Genomic DNA, 23,254 nt, shown 5'->3' with positions numbered 1-23,254 from the left:
TTTTAACAGTTAACTTATAAATATGGCAAAAGTCAATAAAAATATAAGACTTAGTAAACTAGCAAGAGAATTCAATGTTGGAATATCTACAATTGTTGATTTTCTGAACAAAAAAGGTATTGAGATTGACTCTAATCCAAATACTAAAGTTTCAGGAGATACATATACTATTCTAGCGAAAGAGTACAGTTCAGATTTAAATCTGAAAAAAGAATCGGAAAAGGTAAACTTGAAGAGTACCCGAGAAAAGAAAGAAACAATTTCGTTGAATTCCAACTCTGAAGAAACTGCCAAAGAAGAAACTGTTGAAAAAACGCAGGAGAAAACTCCGGCTGAAAATCCTGTTAAAGTGGTTGGTAAAATCGATTTAGATGCTTTAAAACCAAAATCGAAACAAGCAAAACCGGAAGTTGCCGAAGTAAAAAAAGAAAAGGTTGAAGAAGTAAAACCTAAGGTTGTAAAAGCTGAGAAAAAAGTAGAAAAACCTACTAAAGAAGCTAAACCTAAAAAGGTAGAAAAACCTCAACCTGTAAAAGAAGAAGTTACTGAAAAACCATCAGAGCCGGCTGAGAAGCCCGCTAAGGATGACCAAAGCGTTAAAATGGAAAGCCCGAAGAAAGAGGAAAAAACTCATCCTTCTAAAAAAGATAGTAAGGAAGAACTTAAAGTAGTAGGAAAAATTGATTTGGATTCTCTGAATCAAAAAACACGTCCTGCTAAAAAGACAAAAGCTGAAAAAGAGGTAGAGAGAAGAGAAAAGCAAAAAGCTTCGGCTCAACATCAATCTCAAAAACGAGGAAATGCTCCTGCTGAAAAAACAGGTGCTAAAGAAGAGATTTTTAAATCATCTACTCAAAAACTATCCGGCCCAACTGTTGTTGGAAAAATTGAACTCCCTGTAGAGAAAAAATCTAGTAACGGAAACAAAGATAAAGCCGGTAATCAGCAGCGTAAAAAACGCAAAAGAATTAAAAAAGACAGCGAAAAAGTTAACGTTGCCAACCAATCAGGACAAGGTAAACCAGGTCAGGGACGCCAACAAGGCAATCAGCAAGGTAACCGTCAAAAACCAGGAGGTGGTAAATTTAACAAACTGAAGAAAAAACGGGTTGTTAAAAAAGAGGTTAGCGAAGAAGATGTACAAAAGCAAATTAAAGATACACTTGCCAGATTAACTTCTAAAGGAGGTAAATCGAAAGGAGCAAGACACCGTCGTGAAAAACGTGAAATTGCCAGTGCCAAGCAGCAAGAACTTGCTGAACAGGCAGCAGCAGAAAAGAATGTTTTGAAGTTAACAGAGTTTGTTACTGTTAACGAGCTTGCAACCATGATGGAGGTTCCTGTAACCAATATTATTGCAACATGTATGGGATTAGGTTTATTTGTATCAATCAATCAACGATTAGATGCAGAAACAATTGCCATTGTTGCTGATGAATTTGATTACAAAGCCGAATTTGTAAGCGTTGAGCTACAAGAATCTATTGAAGAGGAAGTAGATGCCGAGGAAGATTTGGTAGATCGTCCACCAATTGTTACCGTAATGGGTCACGTTGACCATGGTAAAACATCACTTCTGGATTATATTCGTCATGCGAATGTAATTGCTGGTGAGGCCGGAGGAATTACTCAGCACATTGGAGCTTACAATGTAGCATTAGAAGATGGCAGAAAAATTACTTTCCTTGATACTCCGGGTCACGAAGCCTTTACAGCTATGCGTGCTCGTGGTGCTCAGGTAACAGATATTGCAATTATTATTGTTGCTGCTGATGATAACGTGATGCCACAGACTATTGAGGCAATTAATCACGCAAGTGCAGCAGGTGTTCCAATTGTGTTTGCAATTAATAAAATTGATAAGCCAGGTGCTGATGTTGATCGTATTAAGAGCGAATTGGCAAATATGAACTATATGACTGAAGATTGGGGCGGTAAGTACCAGTGTCAGGAAATATCAGCTAAAAATGGTGTTAATATAGAAGAATTATTAGAGAAAGTTTTACTGGAAGCAGAATTGCTTGAAGCTAAAGCTAATCCTAACAAACGTGCCATTGGTTCTGTAATTGAATCATCATTAGATAAAGGTCGTGGTTATGTAACAACATTACTGGTACAGGCTGGAACACTAAAAGTAGGTGATGTATTGCTTGCTGGTAGTTATACTGGTCACGTAAAAGCGATGTTTAACGAACGTGGCAATAGAATAGAAACTGTTGGTCCTTCGGAACCTGCATTGATCCTAGGATTGAACGGTGCACCTCAGGCTGGTGATAACTTTAACGTAATGGAGAGTGAAAAAGAAGCTCGTAACATTGCTAACAAACGTGAGCAGTTACAACGTGAGCAAGGTCTTCGTACTCAGAAACACATTACTCTTGATGAGATTGGTCGTCGTATTGCAATTGGAAACTTCCAGGAGTTGAATGTAATTGTGAAAGGTGATGTGGATGGTTCTATCGAAGCACTTTCTGACTCATTGATTAAACTTTCTACTGAAGAAATTCAGGTAAATGTTATTCACAAGGCTGTTGGTCAGATTTCAGAATCGGATGTTATGCTTGCAACTGCATCTAACGCGATTATTATAGGTTTCCAGGTTCGTCCATCAATCGGAGCGCGTAAGCTTGCCGAGAAAGAAGAAATCGATATCCGCCTTTACTCAATTATCTACGATGCAATCGAAGAATTGAAATCGGCAATGGAAGGTATGCTTTCTCCTGAGATTAAGGAAGAAATTGTGGCAACTGTTGAAGTTCTTGAAACATTCAAAATTTCTAAAGTTGGAACAATTGCTGGTTGTATTGTTCGTGAGGGTAAAATCAAGCGTAGCTCTAGAATCCGCTTAATTCGCGATGGTATTGTAATCCATACAGGAACTTTAGGATCGTTGAAACGATTTAAAGATGATGCCAAAGAGGTTGTTAAAGGTTATGAATGTGGTTTGAATATCGAGAAATACAACGACATTAAAGTTGGCGATATGGTTGAAGCATTCGAAGAAACCGAAGTGAAAAAGAAATTGTAATACACAATTCAAATATATCTAAAAAGCAGTCCTAACGGACTGCTTTTTTTATGCCCTAAAATTCGAATTTACTATATCCAATAAAGTACTTATAGTAGAAACTAACTACTACACAAAGCAGCTTCCCGATTTTATTTAGCACCAACATTTTTATATTTTTTAAGTTTAATGCAACGTTTTTAATTACTTATGTATTCTATAGGTAAATTAGGATGATTTAAATTTTAGAACATCATTAATCTATTAGAAAATTTGAGTTAAAGTAACCAAACAGAACTAATGCTAAACCTCTTTAATAAAAATAAGAAAACAATTTTCAATAAAATTTACGAACAATATTCGGAACGCTTATTCCTATTGATTCTTAGATATGTTAAATCGCAATTCGATGCTGAAGAGGTTTTGCAAAGAGGATTTATAAAAGTTTATAAAGCCCTGGATAAATTTAAATTTGAAAATGAAAAAGCAAGTATTTCCTGGCTTACAAAAATCATGGTAAATGAAAGCTTACTATTCTTAAGAGAACAAAAAAGGTTGAATTTATCGGAAGACAGTGATTTTCGAAATTTATCGATTTTTCAAATACCAGAAGCTGAGGATAATTTAGCACTAGAATCTTGTTTACTACTAATTAGAAATCTACCCGATGGATATAGAACCGTTTTTAATCTCTACGTTATAGAAGGTTATTCGCATAAAGAAATAGCCGAAAAATTAAAAATAAGCGAAAGTGCATCTCGTTCGCAACTTAGCAGAGCACGAAATATTTTAAAACAACAACTAAAACCAAGCAGCTATGCAACAGAAATCGTTGGATAACATATTTTCAAAACAACTAAAAAATCAAGATAAAGTCCCTTCTAATGTATCATTTAGAAAGGATAGTATTTTTGCATCTTTAGAAAATAGATTGGCTAAAAAATCGACTAGAAAATGGAAATTGGCAGTTGCAATTCTAATTTTACTTTTAGGATCGTCAGGATATTTTCATTACCAGCAATATTGCATTATTAACTCTCAAGGGAGTGAGCTAACAAATCAAACGAATTTTATTTCCATGCTTGAGAATGAAAATGAAAATATTGAAATAAAAAATCGGGCATTACTAGATTCTATCTCGAAATCGAATTTGGTACGATTAGAACAAGTAAAATGCGAACCACTACCTAAGTTACCAACTATTGTAATTAATCAGCCCATAGTATTCCAAAATAATGTAGAAGATAAGCTATACATACATATAAGCGAACGTGTAAAACTGAAAGAGACAGAAAGCGAGATTCCGGAACTCGATTTACCTGTTTACTATGAAAGTAATCGTTTGGCAAATAATTCAGAGGCATCGATAGATAACAAATCGTTTGCCAAAAAGATTAACAAACTATTTAAAGATTAGCAATATGAAAAAAATTATAATATTATTCCTACTAACCTCTATTTTGATTCCAAAAGTGAAATCACAAGGAAAATGGTTTAACGCACCTAAAAATTACCAATGGGGTTTATCGAACAAAAGAGATACACTTTTCATTGATTATGGAAAAGGAAAAATGATTGAATTAAGTTATACTTGGTACAATATTTTTGGTTCTATAAAGGACGAATATTCCAATACATATTTTTGGAACCCTCTTAATCATGATCTGGAAATTTTAAAAGAAAAGCTAAATGAGATACCTTTTAAGAATGAAAGAAAATATCATATTACCCTTCATTCAGAAAGACCGAATTTATACTCCAAGGAATTTTTCGAAACTATAAAACTTAATAATCAAAAATCAAAAGAAGAAGGAATTTCAAAGGAAAAAAGAGATAGTTTAAACTTTATTGCTTACAAAAACTATAATAAAGGTAAAATCAGTAAAAAATATAAACTAAGCGTTAACGAAAGAAAAACTTCGCAAGAAAACAGGGAATTTATAATTGAAAAAAACAAATTATACAATAAAATACAATGGCAACATATAATAGAAATTAAAGAAGTACTTTGGAGTGTAAAATTATATGTAACCGATTTGGAAGAAATATCTGAATTTGATTTTGATGAAATTAGGAGATTCTTAGCAAGTGAAAAAGAAAGGTTTCTAAAGAGAAGATACTACCAATATTTTTCTAAACTACATTATAAAAAAGAAAATGATGAATTTAAATATGAACGAACAATTGGGGAAAAAATATCAGAAAGACCCAGATTTTTAAAACTAGGTTTTGACGCAGGTTTTGGAAGTTCTGTAATTAAAAGTAAATTATCTGCAGATTTATCAGCAGGAATAAGTCTGTATTTTAATGAAAACTTACAATATGCCTCTAAACTAGGTTTACGTTCACATTTAAAATCGTTTGGGGTTGACAATAAAATAAAAAACAATGTATTTATTGACGCAATAATGGATGTTAATATTGCCAAAAGTTTTACAAAAGAGCAATGGATTGGAGCAGGTTTTGGATATCTTGTAAAACGAGAAGGAGATATTTACGGAAAAAATACTGGTAGAGTCTTTTTCAAGTATGGTTTTTCAAATGGTTTGGCAATTCAACCCGAGTTTAATTATTCATTTCATGATAAAAAATTTCTTCTGGGAATTGGATTTTCATTTAATTTTTAAGAATACAAAAAACCCTCATACCATTAAGTACGAGGGTTTCTTTTATATGCTAATTACCTATTATAGTAATGCTTTGTATGCTTCTGCAGTAAGAAGTTCTTCTAATTCTGCTGTATCGGCCATTTTCACTTTAATAATCCAACCTTCTCCATAAGGATCCGAGTTAATTAGCTCTGGAGCATCTTCTAACTTTTCGTTAAATTCTAGTACTTCACCACCAACTGGCATAAATAGGTCAGAAACGGTTTTAACAGCTTCGATAGTTCCGAATACTTCTTCTTTATCTAGTTCATCGCCTTCTGTTTCAACTTCAACAAAAACGATATCGCCAAGTTCACTTTGAGCAAAATCGGTTACTCCAATAAAAGCTTCTTCACCTTCTACGCGAATCCATTCGTGATCTTTAGTATACTTCAAATTTTCAGGTACATTCATGATAGTATGTTGTTTTAAAAGATTTTGTTAATAGCTCCAAATTTACAGTTTTTTTTCAATAATGAAATATGATTTAAATCCTTAATTTACGATTTTGCAAAGCTTACGTTATAAATTCTATTAAAGCTCTAAATTACAATCTTTAATAACTTAATAGACTCATTATAAATAGAATTACTAAATCACAAATACACAAACTTAGTTTGCCAGTGTAAATCTTATACTAGCACCAAACTCGGTAGTTGTAGTAGGATACGAAAGCGATACATAAGGTGTATTCACAATACGATCATAATACAATCTTAAATTAAAACGGTTACTTAATACGTAATCGGCACTTAATTTAAGAGTAACAACTTTTTGTCCGGATGTTAGCTGATCTACTTCATCAACAATTTTACGAATTATTGTACTGTTCTTACGAATTGACAAATCTCCACGTAAATTTAAATCTGAATTATATTTCTTTTGTTTCGATCCGGAACCTATAATCATACCAAAATTATCGAAACGATAACCCAATCCGAATATAACTTCGTTAGAGGCAACTTCGGTTAATTGGGTATTCGACAAACTTAGAATAAGATTTCGGGTACGTTTAATTTCAAAACTAGTTGAAAAATTGTTCTTCCAAATCATATCAACATTAACTAACGGATTAAATTGTTCGTTAATAGATATTGAATTTGCCTCGTAAAGCGGTAGAAAATTATCCGACATGTCTCTAATCATACTAAATCCATCCATATCAGCTTCATAAGTTAAATTGGTATTGTAAGATCCTACATCGTAAGTTGAGGTATATGCATGACTTAAATTAATCGATTTAAAGTATCGTTTTATGAAAGGAAGTTTTGATAATCCCTCGAAGGTAACCCTCCAGTTAGGCATCATTTTATCAATTCCAGGAAATAGTTTGTTATAACCACTTCCGCCACTACCATAGGCTTTTAAAAATGCAGGTATCAATACATCTTGCGAAGTTGTACCATATCCTTCATAAAATCCTGTCTCCTCCCCATCATCATCAAGTAGTGCATAGTTTTCATAAGAAGCACCATATCTGTTCTGAGCCAATCGCAGCGATTCAACTTTTCTATTTTCAAGGAAATTATCGAAGTACTCAGAAGAATAATCTCCCGTATTTCCAATGGTAAAGAAAGCTGATTTTAAACTCATAAAACTCATACTAAAGTTACCCGATTTCACCAAATTCTCATTTGAAAAACTAGCATTATCAGTATCATATACATAGTACTCACTTCTGTTTCGGGAATAGTTTCTATTTGCTGTTAAATCAATTTTTAAACCTTTAACAGGTTCAATGGTACTACGCACCGACAGGTTTTGAGTATGAGTCATCACATAAGGCTCATTTAATGTCTGGTCGGTTGTAATCCATCCATTATCCGCTGCTCTTCTTGCAAACTCTTTATCTTGTCCCCCTCTTAAAAATGTAAATCCAGGTGCTTTTGAACCATTAAATGTTTCTCCCCCAAAATAATTTGTTTCAGGCAAATAACCCGATAATGTACTCGAATTAATTTCGGAATAGTTAATACTGATATTTCGTACGCTCATTAAGGTTCTCAGAAATTTTTCACCAATTACAGTAAGTATTCCATCTTTCTCGGATACTTTACCCGTTACTCGAACCCGAACATCCTCTACACTGCGCGAAGCTGTAATTTTAGCACGATTTCCGGTTACAGGTTTTACTTTTACTTTTACCTCTTTACCTTGTTTATCGTAAACTTTAACTACAATATCCTGAGTTAATAATTTGTGATATATGGATACAGGAACACCAGCTTTTAATTTCTCAACCTTTCCTTCGTAATTAACTTTTTTATATGCTTTTGTCTTTGTTTTGTATTTTCGATTCGAATCGTATTTTCGATTAATTTTTTTCAGGAAGCCTATTTTATTGTATAAACTCACCATTTTTAACTGTCCATTTAACTGAATATTATTCGAGTTTCGAATGGTATTTCCCAACTCGATACTATCGGCAGTAATTGCTCCGGCATTCCAGTCGTAAGAACCAGCATAACGCGCATTAAGCGAAGTCCAGTTAAACAGTGGAATTTTATTTATTGGCACCGTATAGGTAAGATTAAAATTATGGTGATACTGAATATTTCTACCTCCATCCATTAAATTATTCCAGATAGAATCTTTCCAAACATCATAAGCATCACGGTTTCTATCTTTATCAACAATTCCATCAGGCTCATCGATACGAGAAGTATTTGTTGCCGAAAAATCAAATTTCAATCCTTTTGTCAAATTATACTTTAAATCGTAATACCTATACCAGATAAAGTCCTTGTCGTAAGAAGGATCAATTTTAAGTCCAGGTTCTTCGATATTTCTATTTTCAATTTCATGATAATAACGCTGCAAATCAGATCTAAAAGAGAGCTGTGTTGGCAAATAATAAAAATTAAAATCCTTTAATAATCTAAACACAGGTTTTTGTAAAGCTTTAACTTTTTTAAATGGCTGTACCATTTTAGGGCGATTCGTATAGTTGTAACTTATTACTCCACGATAATTTTTCTCTAAATCGCGAACCGTATTTACATCTCTGCCATAAGTTTCATTATACGAATAAGTTAAAGAAACATTCGATACATCAAGTAATTTTGATTTACCTTCTTTTTTCTCGATTCTTACATTGGTAAGATTAAAACTCTTCCGCTTGGTATATTCTTGCGAAATGTGCTTAATAGAATCTCTTTCAGCTTTAGTATCTGCATTATCCAAAGCCACATCCAGGGGAATATCAGGATCTAAAGGATTGTATTCCGGACTTATGGTTTCCTCGGAAATTGCATAATACAATGGAATTTTTACGCCTGATTTTTCTGGGAAAAACTTACCTAACTCTAAACTAGCCGATAAATCGTATTGAAATATATTGTCATCGTAACGCTCATTCACACCATCTTCGATACCACCAAAACCCGAAGTTATTTTACTTCCTGCCCAAGTTACAGTACCTAAATCTGCCAATTTAGTTGTTACCCTAAGATTTGCTGCCCAGCCACCATCTTCATCGAAATCAGTTAAACGCAATTCATTCATCCACACCTCTACCGATTTTGGCAATTCGTCATCCATTCCACTTATGTCATCAGTTGGATTCTTCACTCCAATCATTATGGTTTTAACATTGGCCAAACTAGGATTACCCTTAATTCTAACTCGATGATCTGCTTTTATTGGGTCAGAACCGCTCGAAAGTTCAGGAACCGTTAAATCATAAACTGTAGTATAGTCAATTGTAGAACCTACCGATCTCATGGCATCATTTCTTAATTGCTTAATGCTTTGAAACAATTTTAGTTCAAAATCGAACCTATTCTCATCGGGCCATACTATCAACCGATCCTCATCGCTATCACCATCGTATACACCGCCAGGAGTTAACTTTAATGGTATTTCATATTCGTAATAGTTATCCTGATAATCCGATCCCAAACGAATAAAAGCAGTAAGCTCATTGTCATTTAATGGATAAGCATCAATTTCTTCGGCATGCACATCCATTTTAAGTTTACCATACTTTCTAACATCCATGCTTAATGTTTTGTAAGCACCTTTCCCTTTTCCATTTTCCAAATCGGTAACTTTTAACAAAATGGCTTGCTCGTTTAGTTGAATAAGCTGTGGATTACTAGGATCTACAACTCTGTCGATTCCCGGAGGTAGTACATAATTAACAGGTTCTTTAGATGCATTTTCCTCAATATTTATGGCCTGAATATCAAAACCAGCATCAGAAACAATAACATCATTTTCATCGTCGTTAATTGCCTGTTCGTACTTTCTCCAATCATCGCGAACCAAATCAAGAGTTGCAAAACGCATAATTACGTCCTCATCAAAATCCTTTAGGAACATTCTCATGAAACGAATGGACGTAAAATCACTAATATTACCGAACTCACCTTCATATTCATTAACCGGAATCTTAAACTGATACCAATTTACAGAACCCTCGGTTCCATTTGCCAAATCAACATTACTCGTTATTTTATCGGTAATAAAGTTCTTTCCCACTTCCATTTCACTTGGCTCCAAATGAACCCGATATTGGTAATAAGCCTCGCTCTCGCTTAATGTATTGTCATAATTTATATCTTCAACATCGGGTAAAGTGGTAGCAGAAGTAGGATAACTTTCTGTAGATAAATCTGAAGTTGGCGAATTACCTTCTGGTCCGTTATATCTTTTATATCTTTCTAAAATTCCCAGCTCATCGGCATCATAATCGCTTCCTCTAAAGTAATGATAATCGTCACTAGATGGGTCACTAAGAGCATTTTGATAAGCCTTTGAAGCAGGGCCTAAATCTGGAGACAGACTAATAGCCTGCACATAATCATTAAAATAGCTAAGTTCGTCTTCACTTGCTAATCCATCTAAACCAACATCCTGATATTTACGGGAATTTGAGTTATTATCAAAAGCATTTACCAACGATTGTACTAAAGGAACACGTCCCCAAACCGTACTATCAACCAAAGTAACATCTTGATCGGTAGGCAAACCATTTTCAAAAGATTTTCGCGAATCTCTAAGCACATCCTCTGAAACATTACCCAGGTTAAAATAAAGATCACCACCTTTATGGGTTTGGTCGTAAACAAAAGGATCCATCATCCAAAATTCGATATACGCAATATTGGCAGCTTCAAAATCGTTGGTTTCAATTCTACGCATGATACCACCCCAACGACTTTCGGGATCTTTCAATGTTCCATCTGGATTCATTCCTTCCGAAATACCTGGTTCTCCGTCAACATCATAATTATAAGGACCTTTTTCTTCGGGATAATAAGCAAGGTTTAAAACCGATATATTGGTCGGAACACCTGAAGCTCTCTCCTTGTTTGGCCATATTTCCTCTTCATAAATTTCACGTACAAAGTGATTCGATTGCTGATCGTTATCGGATTTTATATGAGCTGGAGTAGACGAATTGTCTCTCAAAAACAATGGATCAATTACATACCAGGCTAATTTTGCACGGTTAAAACCGTAAGATAAATCATTATTTAAATCTCCTTCGGGAAACTGAGCCTCATTATTTTGAGGCGTACTTGCCAAAACCCAGGAACTTAAACTCTTCATATCGATAGAAGTTTGAGTTCCCTCAAAATCGTCTATATAAGCTGTTCCCGAACTACCAATTGCATTATTGTGCCCTGGAGATAATTGAGCAAATTCTCCTTCGACCGAAATTTTAGAAGGTTCTTTAGTTTCTATAAAAGGAAGCTTATCAATCATTCGGGTTAAAAACATAGACTCGGTTTGATAGCTACCATTTAATCCCCAAATTGTATTTGCGATTGGTTCGTCGCCAATATTTACTTTTTGTGTTAATGGCTGCTCCGAAAGATGCATTACTGTAGCACCCAAGTTAAAATCATCGTTTATCTCATAATCCATCTGAAGCCCAAGTAAAGTCTTAGTTTGAATATTAAAGAGTGAATTATTCTCCGATTCAATTGTAATTGCTGTACTGGACTCCAATAAACTCTGATTAATAATTTTAACTCTACCCAAGGTATAGTCAACTGTATAATCGATATTTTCGGTCAGTTCAATACCTCCCGCCTTTACCGTAACAGAACCAGGTTCAACATTAAGGGCATTTAAAGAAATCTCTGAACTGGTTGATGATTTATATGTACCCTTTAGCGAATACTTATTCTTCTCAGCCATTTGCTGTGCCTCGTTTTGTGTTTCTGTGTAAAGCTCTTCAAACACATATTTATCGGCAATGGCATTATTTCCAATTTTTCCTTTTAAATAGGAACCGAATGGTTCAATTTCGGGAAATATAATTCTACCATTACTACTATATATAGTAACTCCTTCTATAAAATCAAACATTCCATCGGCTCCAACATCTAACTGAGAATTTAAACCATCGAGATTTAAAACTTTTAGTAAGATCTCATTTTTAATATTTCCTTCGGGCAAATAATTAACATTGGTTCCTGCCTGATCGTTCTGATAAAGAATATTTAACACAAAATCTTCTGAGTTAACCTGATAAGCTCCAATATTATAAATATTCTTCATCATTAACTTCCAAGTAGGCATCTTTGGACTTAGATTGGTTCCTTTTAAAAGTTTCATGATTAGTGTTTGCGGCGCGCTTACTCCGTCGGAAGTAAATTCACCAACTCTAAACACCTGTCCGCGATAGGTATATTCGTAAGATACTGCCAAAACCTCATCGGCATTCAAAGCCTGATTTAAGGATATATAACCTAATTTTTCGTTAATGGTATATTCCGACTCGGAAAGTTTACGAGCATTTTCAACTTTTTCGTAATCGGTTCCACTGGCAAAGCCTGGAGCCAAACCCGATAAAGTTCCTGTTACCTGATTAATATCCCTGATTCCAGAATAAGAAGTGGTCATTTGCTGGTAAACATTATTCAAGTCGTTACTAGGAAGATTTCCCGATCCTGTTTGCGAAAACAATGAAGTATTGTAAATATTTGGGGCATCTTCTGCCAAATCAACAAAAGCCACTAAATTTCTTGAATCCTGAAAATTTGAGGTTTTATTCGTGATCCAAACCTCAACTTTATTAATTGCAATTGCTGAATTAATTACTGGTAAGTTTTCTAAAGCCTCATCATAATGATCGTAAAAATACTTAGAAAGGAAAAAGTGACGATTTGCCTCATACTGATCTACAGAAATCTCGAATTCATTTTCTTCAGCACCGTTTTCTAATTCTATAACCGAAGTTTCGCCCTTTTGTTGCGAAAAAACCGAGGTAACAGATAATTTACCAAACTGCATTTGTGTTTTTACACCAAATAAATTTTGCCCTCCTGTAATTAATGTATTCGAAATTGGCATTGAAACATTACCAGCTTCCACTTTCTTAACAATTTCATCTTCATCACCAGTATACTCCAGACGCATCTGATTTTCAAAATCAAATGTTGCTTCGGTATTATAGTTGACATCCATTTTCAGTTTCTCTCCTACCGTACCGGTAACATTCATCTGAATTTTCTCATCGAAATCGAAACTGGTTGTTTTTCTTAAATTCTCTGGTAAAGTTGGGTTATCTACTTCGGTTGTATTTATACCAAATGTAAGTTCTGCCGACCCTTGAGGCTTTATTTTAATGCTATTACTACCAAATATTTTATCTACAAACTGGCCGCCAAATTTCATTTCCGGAACCAATTCATTATTGGAAGAAGCTCCATCGTTTCGGCTTCTTTCCAGCCAGTAATCTCTAAGTGAGGTTTCTGCCACATACTTTTCATATTCCTCTGCAGTCATAGAAATTGGCCTGCGATAATCCAAACCTCCCACTGTTTTCACTAAAATATAATTCCCACTTTCCGGATCGTAATGAATAGAAGTCTGAATATTCTTAGGATCTTTTAAATACAAAGGTGATTTTTGTTGAGAATCATATTCAAGATTATCATTCTCATCATCAAAAGGATATCTTAAGGAATCATTTTTTGCATTTGGATTATCTCTAAAAAAAGGAGAACGAGGATTTACAATTTTTTGAGATTTACTTCCTGTGCTGTTTAAAGTATCTGTTTGCTGATAATTTTTATAAAAAATCTCATTAGAAAAATTACCTGCATTTGCTGAATAGTTGCTCTTTAACACGCTACACAGTAATACAAAACAGAGGGCCAGTATATATTTAATCAGTTTTTTCAATTATAGCTAGATTACCTTAGGTTAGTAAAGCAAATACGATGATTCTTTACAATTGTTTCAACGCAAGTTTTATTAATTCCTCAACACTTGATTCAGGATTTGCCTTATATAATTTATCGACAACTTTTGTTACTGAATTTTTGGCAAAACCTAACATTACTAATGCTGATAACGCTTCATCCTTGCTTGTATTGTCTTGTTGAAGCGAAATTTCAGATATATCAGAATCTTTTGCCAGCTTATCTTTTAATTCAATTATAATTCGCTGCGCTGTTTTAGCACCAATTCCTTTTACTCCCTGTAAGGTTTTTACATTATTGGATAAAATTGCAGTTTGAATTTCTGATGGACTTAACGAAGACAGCATCATGCGTGCTGTATTAGCACCTACTCCTGATACAGAAATTAAAAGGCGAAAAATCTCTCTCTCTTTCACATCTATAAATCCAAATAAAAGATGGGCGTCATCTCGTATTACCTGATGAATAAACAATTGAGCGCTCTTATATCCTGATAATTTAGAATAGGTATTCAACGAAATATTAAGATAATAACCAATTCCATTGTTATCGATTACTGCAGATGTAGGATTTAGATCAGCAAGATCTCCTTTTATATACTCAAACATAAATTATGAATTGTAGATATCAAATTTTAGGAATGTAAATTATGCAAATTTATGCAATTTTAATAATGAAAATCGGGCTTTTAACAAAAAAAGAAGAGCGATTTACATTTAACCGCTCTTCTTATATTACTGTTAATTGTTTATTGGAAATTTTTCACATTCTCAACAGGCTTCATCGGATTCTTATTTGCCTCCTCGTAGAGAGCTCTATTGTTGTGAATATCTATTGCCAAATACATTGCTTCACGAAAAGAAGTTTCGGAAGCTACATTAGTACCTGCAATAGCATAAGCTGTTCCATGAGCCGGCGAAGTTCTTATACCCGATAATCCAGCTGTAAAGTTAACTCCCGAATCAAAAGCCAAAGCTTTAAAAGGGGCTAATCCCTGATCGTGATACATTGCAAGAATAGCATCAAACTTTTTATAATCATCAGATCCAAAAAAGCCATCAGCAGGAAATGGTCCCAAAGCCATAATGCTATTTTTTCTGGCTTCGTCTAATGCCGGATTAATAATTTCTTTCTCTTCCATTCCTATTAGTCCATCGTCTCCTGCGTGCGGATTTAAACTAAGCACTGCAATTTTTGGTCTTTGTATACCAAAATCTTTTAAAAGAGATGTATTTAAAATAGTTAGTTTTTCAACAATTGCCTCTTTGGTAATCTTTTTAGGAACATCAACAATAGGTACATGACCTGCAACAACACCAACACGAAGTTTATCGCTTAAGAGAAGCATTAATGATTTTCCCGATTCCAGTTTACTTTCTAAATATTCGGTATGTCCCGGAAATTCGAAGTCTTTCGACTGAATATTTTTTTTATTAATCGGTGCGGTCACCAAAACATCAATAGCACCTTTTTTTAAATCGGCAACGGCAGCTTCCAAAGCCTGAAAAGCAGAATTTCCAGCACTACGGCTCGATTTTCCCAATTCTACTTTTATATTCTCATCAACACAATTAATGATATTGGCTCTTTTAGGATGCGCTTCTTTTGCCTCTTTAATATTGTTTAAACTAAAATTATCAATATTCAGAGCTTTACGATGATAAGCTGCAACCTTTGGCGATCCATAAATTATTGGCGTACAAATATCAAAAATACGATTGTCTATCAGGGATTTTATAATCACCTCATAACCAATTCCATTAATATCACCATGCGTTATTCCAACTTTTATCTTAGTATTTTTCATGATTAAATCTTTCTTTAATTTGCCACGAGTTTGTAATTAACTCTGTAAGCCTTAGATGTAGAGTAATAATTATTAAAAGTAATACTCTGTTGCAAGATATTGTTATCCGAAAAAAAACAATGTCTACGAATACAAAAATAGAAAGAATCATCTAATCACAGGCATGTTTTTAATTATTCCTTATGATTGATAATTTTTAATAAAATTGAATAGTAAACGAACACCTGTTCCTGTTCCACCTTTACCTCGGTAGTTATCGCAAGCTCCTAAAAAGGCCGGTCCGGCAATATCGATGTGTACCCATGGATAATCGGTAAAATGTTCCAGAAATTTTCCAGCAGTAATTGCGCCACCATCACGGCCACCCATATTTTTAAGATCAGCAATATCCGATTTAATCAACTCATCGTATTCATCCCAAAAAGGAAACTCAACAACACGTTCGTAAACATTATCGCCAGCTTTCTTAAGACTTGCCATATTATCTGAGCTTTCCTGATTACCCATTGCTACCAATCCATATTTTCCAATAGCCACAGCGGCCGCTCCGGTAAGAGTTGCCAAATCGATTACAAATTCTGGTTTGTATTTTTTTGCATAACTTAAAGCATCTGCTAATATCAAGCGTCCTTCAGCATCGGTATTTAGCACCTCTACTGTTAAGCCATTGTGCATTGTAATAATATCGCCGGGAGCATAGGCATTTCCACTCGGACGGTTATCGGTTGCTGGAATTAAACCAATTACATGTACTGGCAATTTTGCTTTTGCAACGGCATACAAAGCTCCGGCAACAGAAGCTGCTCCTCCCATATCCGATTTCATAAGATCCATGCTATCTTTGGTTGGCTTTAAACTTAAACCTCCCGTATCGTAAACAATGCCTTTGCCTACCAGTACAATTGGCGCTTTATTAGTTGCATTTTCAGGTTTCCATTCCAAAATAGAAAATGTAGGATCATCGATACTTCCCTTATTTACAGCAAGCAAGCCACCCATTTTCAGACTTTGAATTTTATTCATTTCCAACACATCGACATTAAAGCCCGATTCCTTTCCCATTTTCTGGATCTCCTGGCTTAATTTTTTTGCTGTAAGATAGCTTAATGGCTCATTAACCAGCTCGCGAGCATATTTAACACCATTACAAACAGCATTTAATTCATCCAAATCTTCCTGACTCATAATCTTGGTCTGAATTTGAACTTTTGTAAGATAATGCTTCACCTTGCTAGTATCTTTCAAGTATTTTATAAACTGATAATTACTAAGTGAAAGCCCTTCAATTAAAGGCAAAATGGTGTCTTTTAATTGGATTTGATCAACAACAATAAGTTCTGAAATTTTACTTTCCTGAAGCTTAGCATGAAGACTATATCCAAGCTTTCGCATTTTCTCAGATTCTTTATAGGTATGCTCTTTACAATTCGACACATACACAAATACCTTGCGGTGATATTGATTAATCTCTACAATAGCATCATTATCATCTACTTGTTTAGTAAGGTACTGAATCTCGGGCTTTGAAAGAGGTAAGGCTTTAAAATTTTCGGTAGTTGATAAATAAAGTACGTTATCAGATTCTACTGATATATCAAAATTTATGAGTTCTAATTTCATTGGTTTATATTTTTAAGATAAGAAACTTATAAAAAGCTTTCTTATATAGAATTAATCCTTAAAATTTAAGAGCATAGTAAAAATACTAAAAAAGAATTCTATCCTTTCAATTTGGCACAAAAAGAAAACCGCAGCAGTATGCTACGGTTTATTCTTTTTTATAATTTATCAGGATTTTCTTTAAAATAATTCCTGATTAATACTTTTTTAAGTTCTCTAAGAATAACCAAATCTGCCAACAGTTTCTCTTTAGGCATATCAGGATATTTTAGCTCTGTAGTCATTATTTGTTTCTCGCTTAAATCTATTTGATATAAAAGGAGAACCAAACGATGATAATCTCTATCGAGTAAATCACGTAAGTGTTCTTTTAACTGCAAATAAAGCTCCTGATAAGCATTATTAATATCGCCCGAGAATTGAACCTCTAAGCCAAATTGGGCAAAATCTTTTTCTATTTGCGCCGCAACCTGTCTAATAATCTTCTCTTTGTTACGATAAGGTTCTATACTAAGATTTTTATAATCGGGCAATTGCATAAGCTATTTGTTCAAGTTTTCAAATGAATACATTATTGCCTCTAACTCTCGCAACATTTCACGTTTTTTATTATTTGGGTAATAAACGTAAGAATCCAAACATACAATTTTATTGGTTTTTTCGTCCAAATAGGTGATACTTAGAAAAGGACCTCCCATAAAATCATTCTCAACTTTCCATAAACCTCTTGCCTCACAAGCATAATTTCCATCGAATTTAAACTGACGATAAGTAATTGGAAAATTACTTTCGGTACTCATATAACTATTTGGAGTTGGCCCTGGAACATATTTTCGTAGCAGATTATTTCTTCTTTTTATTACTTCTTCCTTAGCAAACATATCCTCAGATGAATAATCGAATGAATAAATAAACATTCCCTGACTTGATGAAGGAGTTTCATTACTTACCCATAAAAAATCTTTCTCGTCTTTATTAATGGTATAACCACCTGGAAAGGAAAGCGTAAAATTATATTTTTCTTTTACTTTTTCGAAGAGCTCCTGAACCACATTTTTCTTTATGGTTTTAATTTTTCTATTTCGCTCTCCAATAATAAAATAAGCCAAAATTTTATTCCTGTTTTCGAACAAGAAATTTACCATTTCTTTATTATTATTAGCTTCAATTTTCATGAACGACTGTGTTCTGGCATACAGCTCATCCTTAACCGCAAGATTATTCTCTTTTATTTTATTCGAAACACGCAAGTCAAGAATACTTCGATGTGTTTTAAACATGCTACTAAACCCGTTATGAGAAACATGAAGAATATCCAATAATGGTTCGTTTTGAGGCAAACCTGCCTGAGAATCATTAATAATACTTCTTAGAGTATCTCCCACAGCTCCATCCCAAAGGGCATCGTTAATTAAAATCAAAAGTTCTCCTGATTTTCCTGTAACAACAGGGCGCAAACCTTTAGTGGTTTTTTTACAGGATACTGTAGCCGTTAAAATCAGCATACAAACAAATGCTATATGTATTATTTTTTTCATATCTGGGTGTTTATTGATGTTTGAACTATTCGTACTGAACAATTTTTAGGATTGTGCCAGGCTCTACTGATGCAGATTGATTAATGCTATTTATGTCTACCAAATCGGTTACAGATTCGACTTCGAAACGATTGGCTATTGATTGCAAACTATCCCCTTCCTGAACTTCGTAAAGCAAGAATTTACTTTTCTTCAATAAAGGTTCTCTATCTGGCTTTTGAGCAATCTCGTCGGAAGGACGAACCCAAACCTTTAACCTTTGACCGACATAAATTTCCTGATTTTTCAGATTATTCCAAGCCATAATATTGTGGGTAGTACAAGAATATTTCATGGCTATTTTATGAAAATACTCTCCCGATTTAACCACATGAACAATGCAATATTTTCCTTTGGTAGAGGAAAGTTCCGATTGAAGTTCGAGGTATTTTTTAGGTTCGTTTGTCATGGCATAAATCTTCTCTTCAGTATCGATAAAAGAACCTATTTTATTTGCCGGAAGGACCAATTTCGCTGGCAACTCACTTGCCGGGATAACATCACGTTTATAAATAGGATTTAATTTACGCAAATCCTCAATAGGTATATTTATAGCTATTGCGACATTTTTAAACGAAATTGATTTTTTAATATTTACAGGTGAAATACTATAATATGGATACTTAAAATGACCAGATATAATGTTGTGTTCCCGATTATAATTCATAATATAATTGGCCGCTATAAATGCCGGAACGTAATTTCTTGTTTGTAATGGCAGATATGGTGAAATCTCCCAAAAATCTGTCTTCCCCCCCGAACGCTGAATAGCATCTCGCACGACTCCCGGACCACCATTATAAGCAGCGATTGCCAACTGCCAGTCTCCAAAAATTCTGTATAGATATTGAAGGTATTTACAGGCTGCCTCTGTTGACTTTTCGGGATCCATTCTTTCATCAACATAAGAAGTTACCTTTAAATCGAACATTTTACAGGAGTTATACATAAACTGCCATAAGCCTAATGCACCTGAACGAGATTTTGCCTTAGGATCCAAGGCCGATTCAATAACCGAAAGGTATTTTAATTCGAGAGGCAAATTGTATTTATCCAAGTACTCTTCGAACAATGGAAAGTACAAATCAGATCGTTCTATAATGTGTCCGGTTTTCTCACGATGACGCACTGCATAAGCCTCTATATGTCTGCGAACAACAGGTTTAAAATCAAGACCTATAGGAGTTTGATCATCAAGCATTTTCATTCTTTCCCGATAAACATCATCGGAAAAAACAGGGATATAATTAGCATCCAGAATTTTATTTTCGGGCAATTCCTCTTTTAGTATTTCATGACTAAAATATTGTAAGCGCTGATTAATTTCAAGTAGATTTTCAGGCTTATCTTTTTGCAGGATACGAAAAGATGATTGAGCAGCAAGCTGAGCACTTCCTACAAAACAAAAAAGAAATAGAAGTAAATAATTCTTCATGCAATTGAGTGGTTAAATGTTTCGACTAATCGAAATTCGAATTGAAAATAATTAAATTACATGTAGCATCCAAATGAATCTTAATTTTTTAAACTAATTTTTTAGTTGTAGGACTCATTTATCTATTTCAAGCATTAAAAAAAGCAGGTAATGATACCTGCTTCTATCTATTTTCCTATGGAGTCATTTTCTTTTTTTTCATCCTCATCGTCTCCAGTAGCTTTCTTAAACTCTTTCATTCCCTGCCCCAATCCTTTCATTAGTTCCGGAATTTTTTTACCACCAAATAACAAGATGATTGCAAAAATAATTATAACAACTTGCCAAACACCAGGAATCCCTGCTAATACAAAAAGGTACATACTTTTTAGTTTTATTTATTATATCGCTAAGTTAATATTTTTTAATTATTTATTTCCAGCCAGATATCCATTTTACTACATCATTTGCATTCGCAAAAATCAATAATCCAAATAAGAGTACCATTCCTGTAACCTGAGCATATTCCATAAATTTATCTCCAGGTTTTCTTCCGGTAATAATTTCATAAAACAGAAACAATACATGGCCACCATCCAAAGCTGGAATGGGTAAAATATTCATTATTGCCAAAATAATAGACAAAAAGGCTGTAAGATTCCAGAAAGCATGCCAATCCCATACTGGAGGGAAAATACTACCAATGGTTCCAAATCCTCCAATTGATTTATATCCTTTTACCTCTTTATCGAAAATAAGACCAAACTGCTTAAGATAATCGGTTAATTTACTAATTCCTTTATTAATACCAGCAGGAATAGCCTGGGCAAAACTATATTTAACGGTTTCGTATTTGAAGTGATTAATATCAGATCCACCTCTAACCCCCATATATCCTTCTTTAGTAAGAATCATTTTTAAGGATAATTCTTTACCATCTCTTAGAACGGATACATTAACTTCTTTACCGGCCTTTGTTTTCATGTAATCCTGAAACTCATTAAAGAATTCAAAATCTACATCATCTATTTTAGTAATCTCGTCGTTTTTTTGCAACCCTACCACTTTTGCTGGCGACTCTTTCTCCACCTTAGCTATTTTATATGGATGAAATGGTCTTCGCAATTGTATGGATGGATCTACCGAAAACTTCTTACTGCTTCGCTCCAGTAAAGCTGGCACAAAGGAGGAAGGTATTTGAATATTTGTTTGGCTACCATTACGAATCACTTGCATGGTAGATGGACGATCAAGAATTATATTTGGTACAATCTGATTAAATTTATCAAGCTTCTTATTGTCTAAAGCGACAATAATATCGCCATCCTGCAAACCAATACTTTTAGAGAGAGAATCGCAAACTACACCATACTTTGCATTTTGGGCTGGTAAATATTGTTCGCCCCAAGCAAACAATACGGCAATATAAATTACAAATGCCAATATAAAATTAACCAAAACTCCACCAATCATAATTAACAAACGCTGCCAAGCTGGTTTTGCTCTAAATTCGTATGGTTTAGGAGGCAATGCCATTTGTTCCTTATCCATCGATTCGTCAATCATACCTGATATTTTCACATATCCTCCCAATGGAATCCAACCAATTCCATATTCTGTTTCGCCTTTTTTAAACTTAAAAAGCGAAAATCCCGGATTAAAGAACATATAAAATTTCTCAACTCTGGTTTTAAAAAGTTTGGCAAATGTAAAATGACCTAACTCATGTAGGACCACCAGAATAGACAAACTCAATAAAAATTGTCCTATTTTAACTAATACTTCCATTCAAATTTGATTAAATTATTTTATCCGAATCTATTCTAAAATCCAGAAGATTTCAAAGCTGCCTAAGATAACTATTTTTTATAACATAGATTGAGCTAATTTCCGAGCTTCGGTATCCGTTAGCACATAATCATCGTAAGTTGGATTTTTAATAAAATTAGCTTTGTGCATACAATTTTCAATAATATCGCTCATCTGCAAAAATCCTACTCTGTCTTTTAAGAATGCATCCACAACAACTTCGTTGGCTGCATTAATAATACATGGTAAGTTTCCACCTTTATTCATTGCTTCGTAGGCAAGAGCCAGATTTCTGAAATTATCTGAATCGGCAGCAGAAAAGCTTAGCTCCGGATAATCCATAAAATTAAAACGAGGAAAATCAGTTTTTAATCTTTTAGGAAAAGTTAAAGCAAACTGAATTGGTAATTTCATATCGGGTAAGCCCATTTGTGCTTTCATCGACCCATCCTGAAACTGAACCAAAGAATGAACAATAGATTGATGATGTACGACAACATCAATTTGATCGGCACGTAAATCGAATAACCACTTTGCTTCAATTGCCTCAAAACCTTTATTCATCATACTTGCAGAATCGATGGTAATTTTTGCTCCCATATCCCAATTGGGATGCTTAAGTGCCTGTTTCGATGTTACCGATTCTAAAAACTTTTTATCCTTACCTCTAAATGGTCCTCCAGAGGCGGTGAGGTAAATTTTCTCGATAGGATTATCAAATTCTCCCATTAAACACTGAAAAATTGCAGAATGTTCCGAATCTACAGGATAAATACTTACACCATATTTCAATGCCAACTTTTGAATAATTTCTCCTGCAACCACCAGAGTCTCTTTATTTGCTAAAGCAATGTTTTTTCTGGCTTTAATTGCATTTATTGTTGGCAGCAAACCCGAATATCCAACCATGGCAGTTACCACCACATCAATTGCTCCCATTTGCACTACCTGTGCAATGGCATCCTTACCTGCATAAACCTTTATTGGTTCATCTTTTAAAGCTTCTGATAATTGGGAATATTTATCCTCGCAGGCTACCACCACTACATCTGGTTTAAATTTCTTAGCCTGTTCAATTAATAATTCTACATTATTATTCGCAGTTAAAACATCTACTGTAAATTCTTCCGGATTCGCATCAACCACTTCTAATGTTTGAGTTCCAATGGAACCTGTCGATCCCAGAATAGCAATATGTTTACTCATTAAT

General features: G+C 34.2%; 15 protein-coding genes. 4 read left to right on the top strand and 11 right to left on the bottom strand.

Annotation, left to right across the window (positions count from 1 at the left end; all coding sequences use genetic code 11):
• Positions 1-22 precede the first annotated feature (22 nt).
• The 4 genes from infB (at position 23) to ACT3CE_RS17515 (ending at position 5,634) form a co-directional block, all read left to right on the top strand.
• The gene (gene infB / locus ACT3CE_RS17530; RefSeq protein WP_444711067.1) at positions 23-3,028 is read left to right on the top strand and encodes a translation initiation factor IF-2; all 3,006 of its coding nucleotides are present in this window, start codon (positions 23-25) and stop codon (positions 3,026-3,028) included.
• 279 nt (positions 3,029-3,307) lie between these two features.
• The gene (locus ACT3CE_RS17525) at positions 3,308-3,847 is read left to right on the top strand and encodes an RNA polymerase sigma factor (protein ID WP_444711066.1); all 540 of its coding nucleotides are present in this window, start codon (positions 3,308-3,310) and stop codon (positions 3,845-3,847) included.
• Positions 3,825-4,424 (top strand): hypothetical protein, encoded by a 600-nt coding sequence (locus ACT3CE_RS17520; RefSeq protein ID WP_444711065.1) that lies wholly within the window; start codon positions 3,825-3,827, stop codon positions 4,422-4,424. Before ACT3CE_RS17525 ends, ACT3CE_RS17520 begins: the two co-directional genes overlap by 23 nt.
• Before the next feature lie 4 nt (positions 4,425-4,428).
• Complete coding sequence (locus ACT3CE_RS17515; RefSeq protein WP_444711064.1) at positions 4,429-5,634, top strand: hypothetical protein; 1,206 nt, start codon at positions 4,429-4,431, stop codon at positions 5,632-5,634.
• A 60-nt stretch (positions 5,635-5,694) separates the two neighbouring features.
• Here the strand turns inward: ACT3CE_RS17515 and gcvH are convergent, their stop codons facing one another.
• The 11 genes from gcvH to ACT3CE_RS17460 form a co-directional block, all read right to left on the bottom strand.
• A complete protein-coding gene (gcvH, locus tag ACT3CE_RS17510) occupies positions 5,695-6,069 on the bottom strand; it encodes a glycine cleavage system protein GcvH (protein ID WP_320117544.1) in 375 nt (124 codons plus the stop codon).
• A 198-nt stretch (positions 6,070-6,267) separates the two neighbouring features.
• Positions 6,268-13,743, bottom strand: a complete 7,476-nt coding sequence (gene sov / locus ACT3CE_RS17505) for a T9SS outer membrane translocon Sov/SprA (RefSeq protein WP_444711063.1) — start codon at positions 13,741-13,743, stop codon at positions 6,268-6,270.
• A 100-nt stretch (positions 13,744-13,843) separates the two neighbouring features.
• Positions 13,844-14,425: a Holliday junction branch migration protein RuvA gene (gene ruvA / locus ACT3CE_RS17500; RefSeq protein WP_444711062.1), complete on the bottom strand. Its 582-nt coding sequence runs from the start codon at positions 14,423-14,425 to the stop codon at positions 13,844-13,846.
• Positions 14,426-14,565: 140 nt separating this feature from the next.
• Entirely contained in the window at positions 14,566-15,624 is a 1,059-nt protein-coding gene (gene pdxA, locus ACT3CE_RS17495; RefSeq protein WP_444711061.1) for a 4-hydroxythreonine-4-phosphate dehydrogenase PdxA, read from the bottom strand.
• 180 nt (positions 15,625-15,804) lie between these two features.
• Positions 15,805-17,244 (bottom strand): leucyl aminopeptidase family protein, encoded by a 1,440-nt coding sequence (locus ACT3CE_RS17490; RefSeq protein ID WP_444711060.1) that lies wholly within the window; start codon positions 17,242-17,244, stop codon positions 15,805-15,807.
• Between the two features lie 158 nt (positions 17,245-17,402).
• Entirely contained in the window at positions 17,403-17,783 is a 381-nt protein-coding gene (locus ACT3CE_RS17485; RefSeq protein ID WP_444711059.1) for a hypothetical protein, read from the bottom strand.
• Positions 17,784-17,786: 3 nt separating this feature from the next.
• The gene (locus ACT3CE_RS17480) at positions 17,787-18,782 is read right to left on the bottom strand and encodes a DUF4837 family protein (RefSeq protein ID WP_444711058.1); all 996 of its coding nucleotides are present in this window, start codon (positions 18,780-18,782) and stop codon (positions 17,787-17,789) included.
• A 25-nt stretch (positions 18,783-18,807) separates the two neighbouring features.
• The gene (locus tag ACT3CE_RS17475) at positions 18,808-20,256 is read right to left on the bottom strand and encodes a transglycosylase SLT domain-containing protein (protein ID WP_444711057.1); all 1,449 of its coding nucleotides are present in this window, start codon (positions 20,254-20,256) and stop codon (positions 18,808-18,810) included.
• Positions 20,257-20,423: 167 nt separating this feature from the next.
• Positions 20,424-20,618 (bottom strand): twin-arginine translocase TatA/TatE family subunit, encoded by a 195-nt coding sequence (gene tatA / locus ACT3CE_RS17470; RefSeq protein WP_444711056.1) that lies wholly within the window; start codon positions 20,616-20,618, stop codon positions 20,424-20,426.
• Between the two features lie 49 nt (positions 20,619-20,667).
• Positions 20,668-22,023 carry an RIP metalloprotease RseP gene (rseP, locus tag ACT3CE_RS17465; protein WP_444711055.1) on the bottom strand — a complete coding sequence of 452 codons (1,356 nt, stop codon included), beginning with the start codon at positions 22,021-22,023 and terminating at the stop codon, positions 20,668-20,670.
• Between the two features lie 78 nt (positions 22,024-22,101).
• Positions 22,102-23,250 carry a 1-deoxy-D-xylulose-5-phosphate reductoisomerase gene (locus ACT3CE_RS17460; RefSeq protein ID WP_444711054.1) on the bottom strand — a complete coding sequence of 383 codons (1,149 nt, stop codon included), beginning with the start codon at positions 23,248-23,250 and terminating at the stop codon, positions 22,102-22,104.
• Positions 23,251-23,254: the final 4 nt, after the last annotated feature.

The sequence above is a fragment of the Marinifilum sp. RC60d5 genome (assembly GCF_052400665.1).
GTDB lineage: Bacteria > Bacteroidota > Bacteroidia > Bacteroidales > Marinifilaceae > JBQTGK01.
Note: the sequence above shows the minus strand (reverse complement) of the source record. Positions and strands in the feature narration are given on the sequence as shown.

Bases quoted from the DNA above. Each gene is read 5' to 3' on its own strand.
- infB (WP_444711067.1), top strand. From the start codon at position 23: ATGGCAAAAGTCAATAAAAATATAAGACTTAGTAAACTAGCAAGAGAA.
- ACT3CE_RS17525 (WP_444711066.1), top strand. From the start codon at position 3,308: ATGCTAAACCTCTTTAATAAAAATAAGAAAACAATTTTCAATAAAATT.
- ACT3CE_RS17520 (WP_444711065.1), top strand. From the start codon at position 3,825: ATGCAACAGAAATCGTTGGATAACATATTTTCAAAACAACTAAAAAAT.
- ACT3CE_RS17515 (WP_444711064.1), top strand. From the start codon at position 4,429: ATGAAAAAAATTATAATATTATTCCTACTAACCTCTATTTTGATTCCA.
- gcvH (WP_320117544.1), bottom strand. From the start codon at position 6,069: ATGAATGTACCTGAAAATTTGAAGTATACTAAAGATCACGAATGGATT.
- ruvA (WP_444711062.1), bottom strand. From the start codon at position 14,425: ATGTTTGAGTATATAAAAGGAGATCTTGCTGATCTAAATCCTACATCT.
- pdxA (WP_444711061.1), bottom strand. From the start codon at position 15,624: ATGAAAAATACTAAGATAAAAGTTGGAATAACGCATGGTGATATTAAT.
- ACT3CE_RS17490 (WP_444711060.1), bottom strand. From the start codon at position 17,244: ATGAAATTAGAACTCATAAATTTTGATATATCAGTAGAATCTGATAAC.
- ACT3CE_RS17485 (WP_444711059.1), bottom strand. From the start codon at position 17,783: ATGCAATTGCCCGATTATAAAAATCTTAGTATAGAACCTTATCGTAAC.
- ACT3CE_RS17480 (WP_444711058.1), bottom strand. From the start codon at position 18,782: ATGAAAAAAATAATACATATAGCATTTGTTTGTATGCTGATTTTAACG.
- ACT3CE_RS17475 (WP_444711057.1), bottom strand. From the start codon at position 20,256: ATGAAGAATTATTTACTTCTATTTCTTTTTTGTTTTGTAGGAAGTGCT.
- tatA (WP_444711056.1), bottom strand. From the start codon at position 20,618: ATGTACCTTTTTGTATTAGCAGGGATTCCTGGTGTTTGGCAAGTTGTT.
- rseP (WP_444711055.1), bottom strand. From the start codon at position 22,023: ATGGAAGTATTAGTTAAAATAGGACAATTTTTATTGAGTTTGTCTATT.
- ACT3CE_RS17460 (WP_444711054.1), bottom strand. From the start codon at position 23,250: ATGAGTAAACATATTGCTATTCTGGGATCGACAGGTTCCATTGGAACT.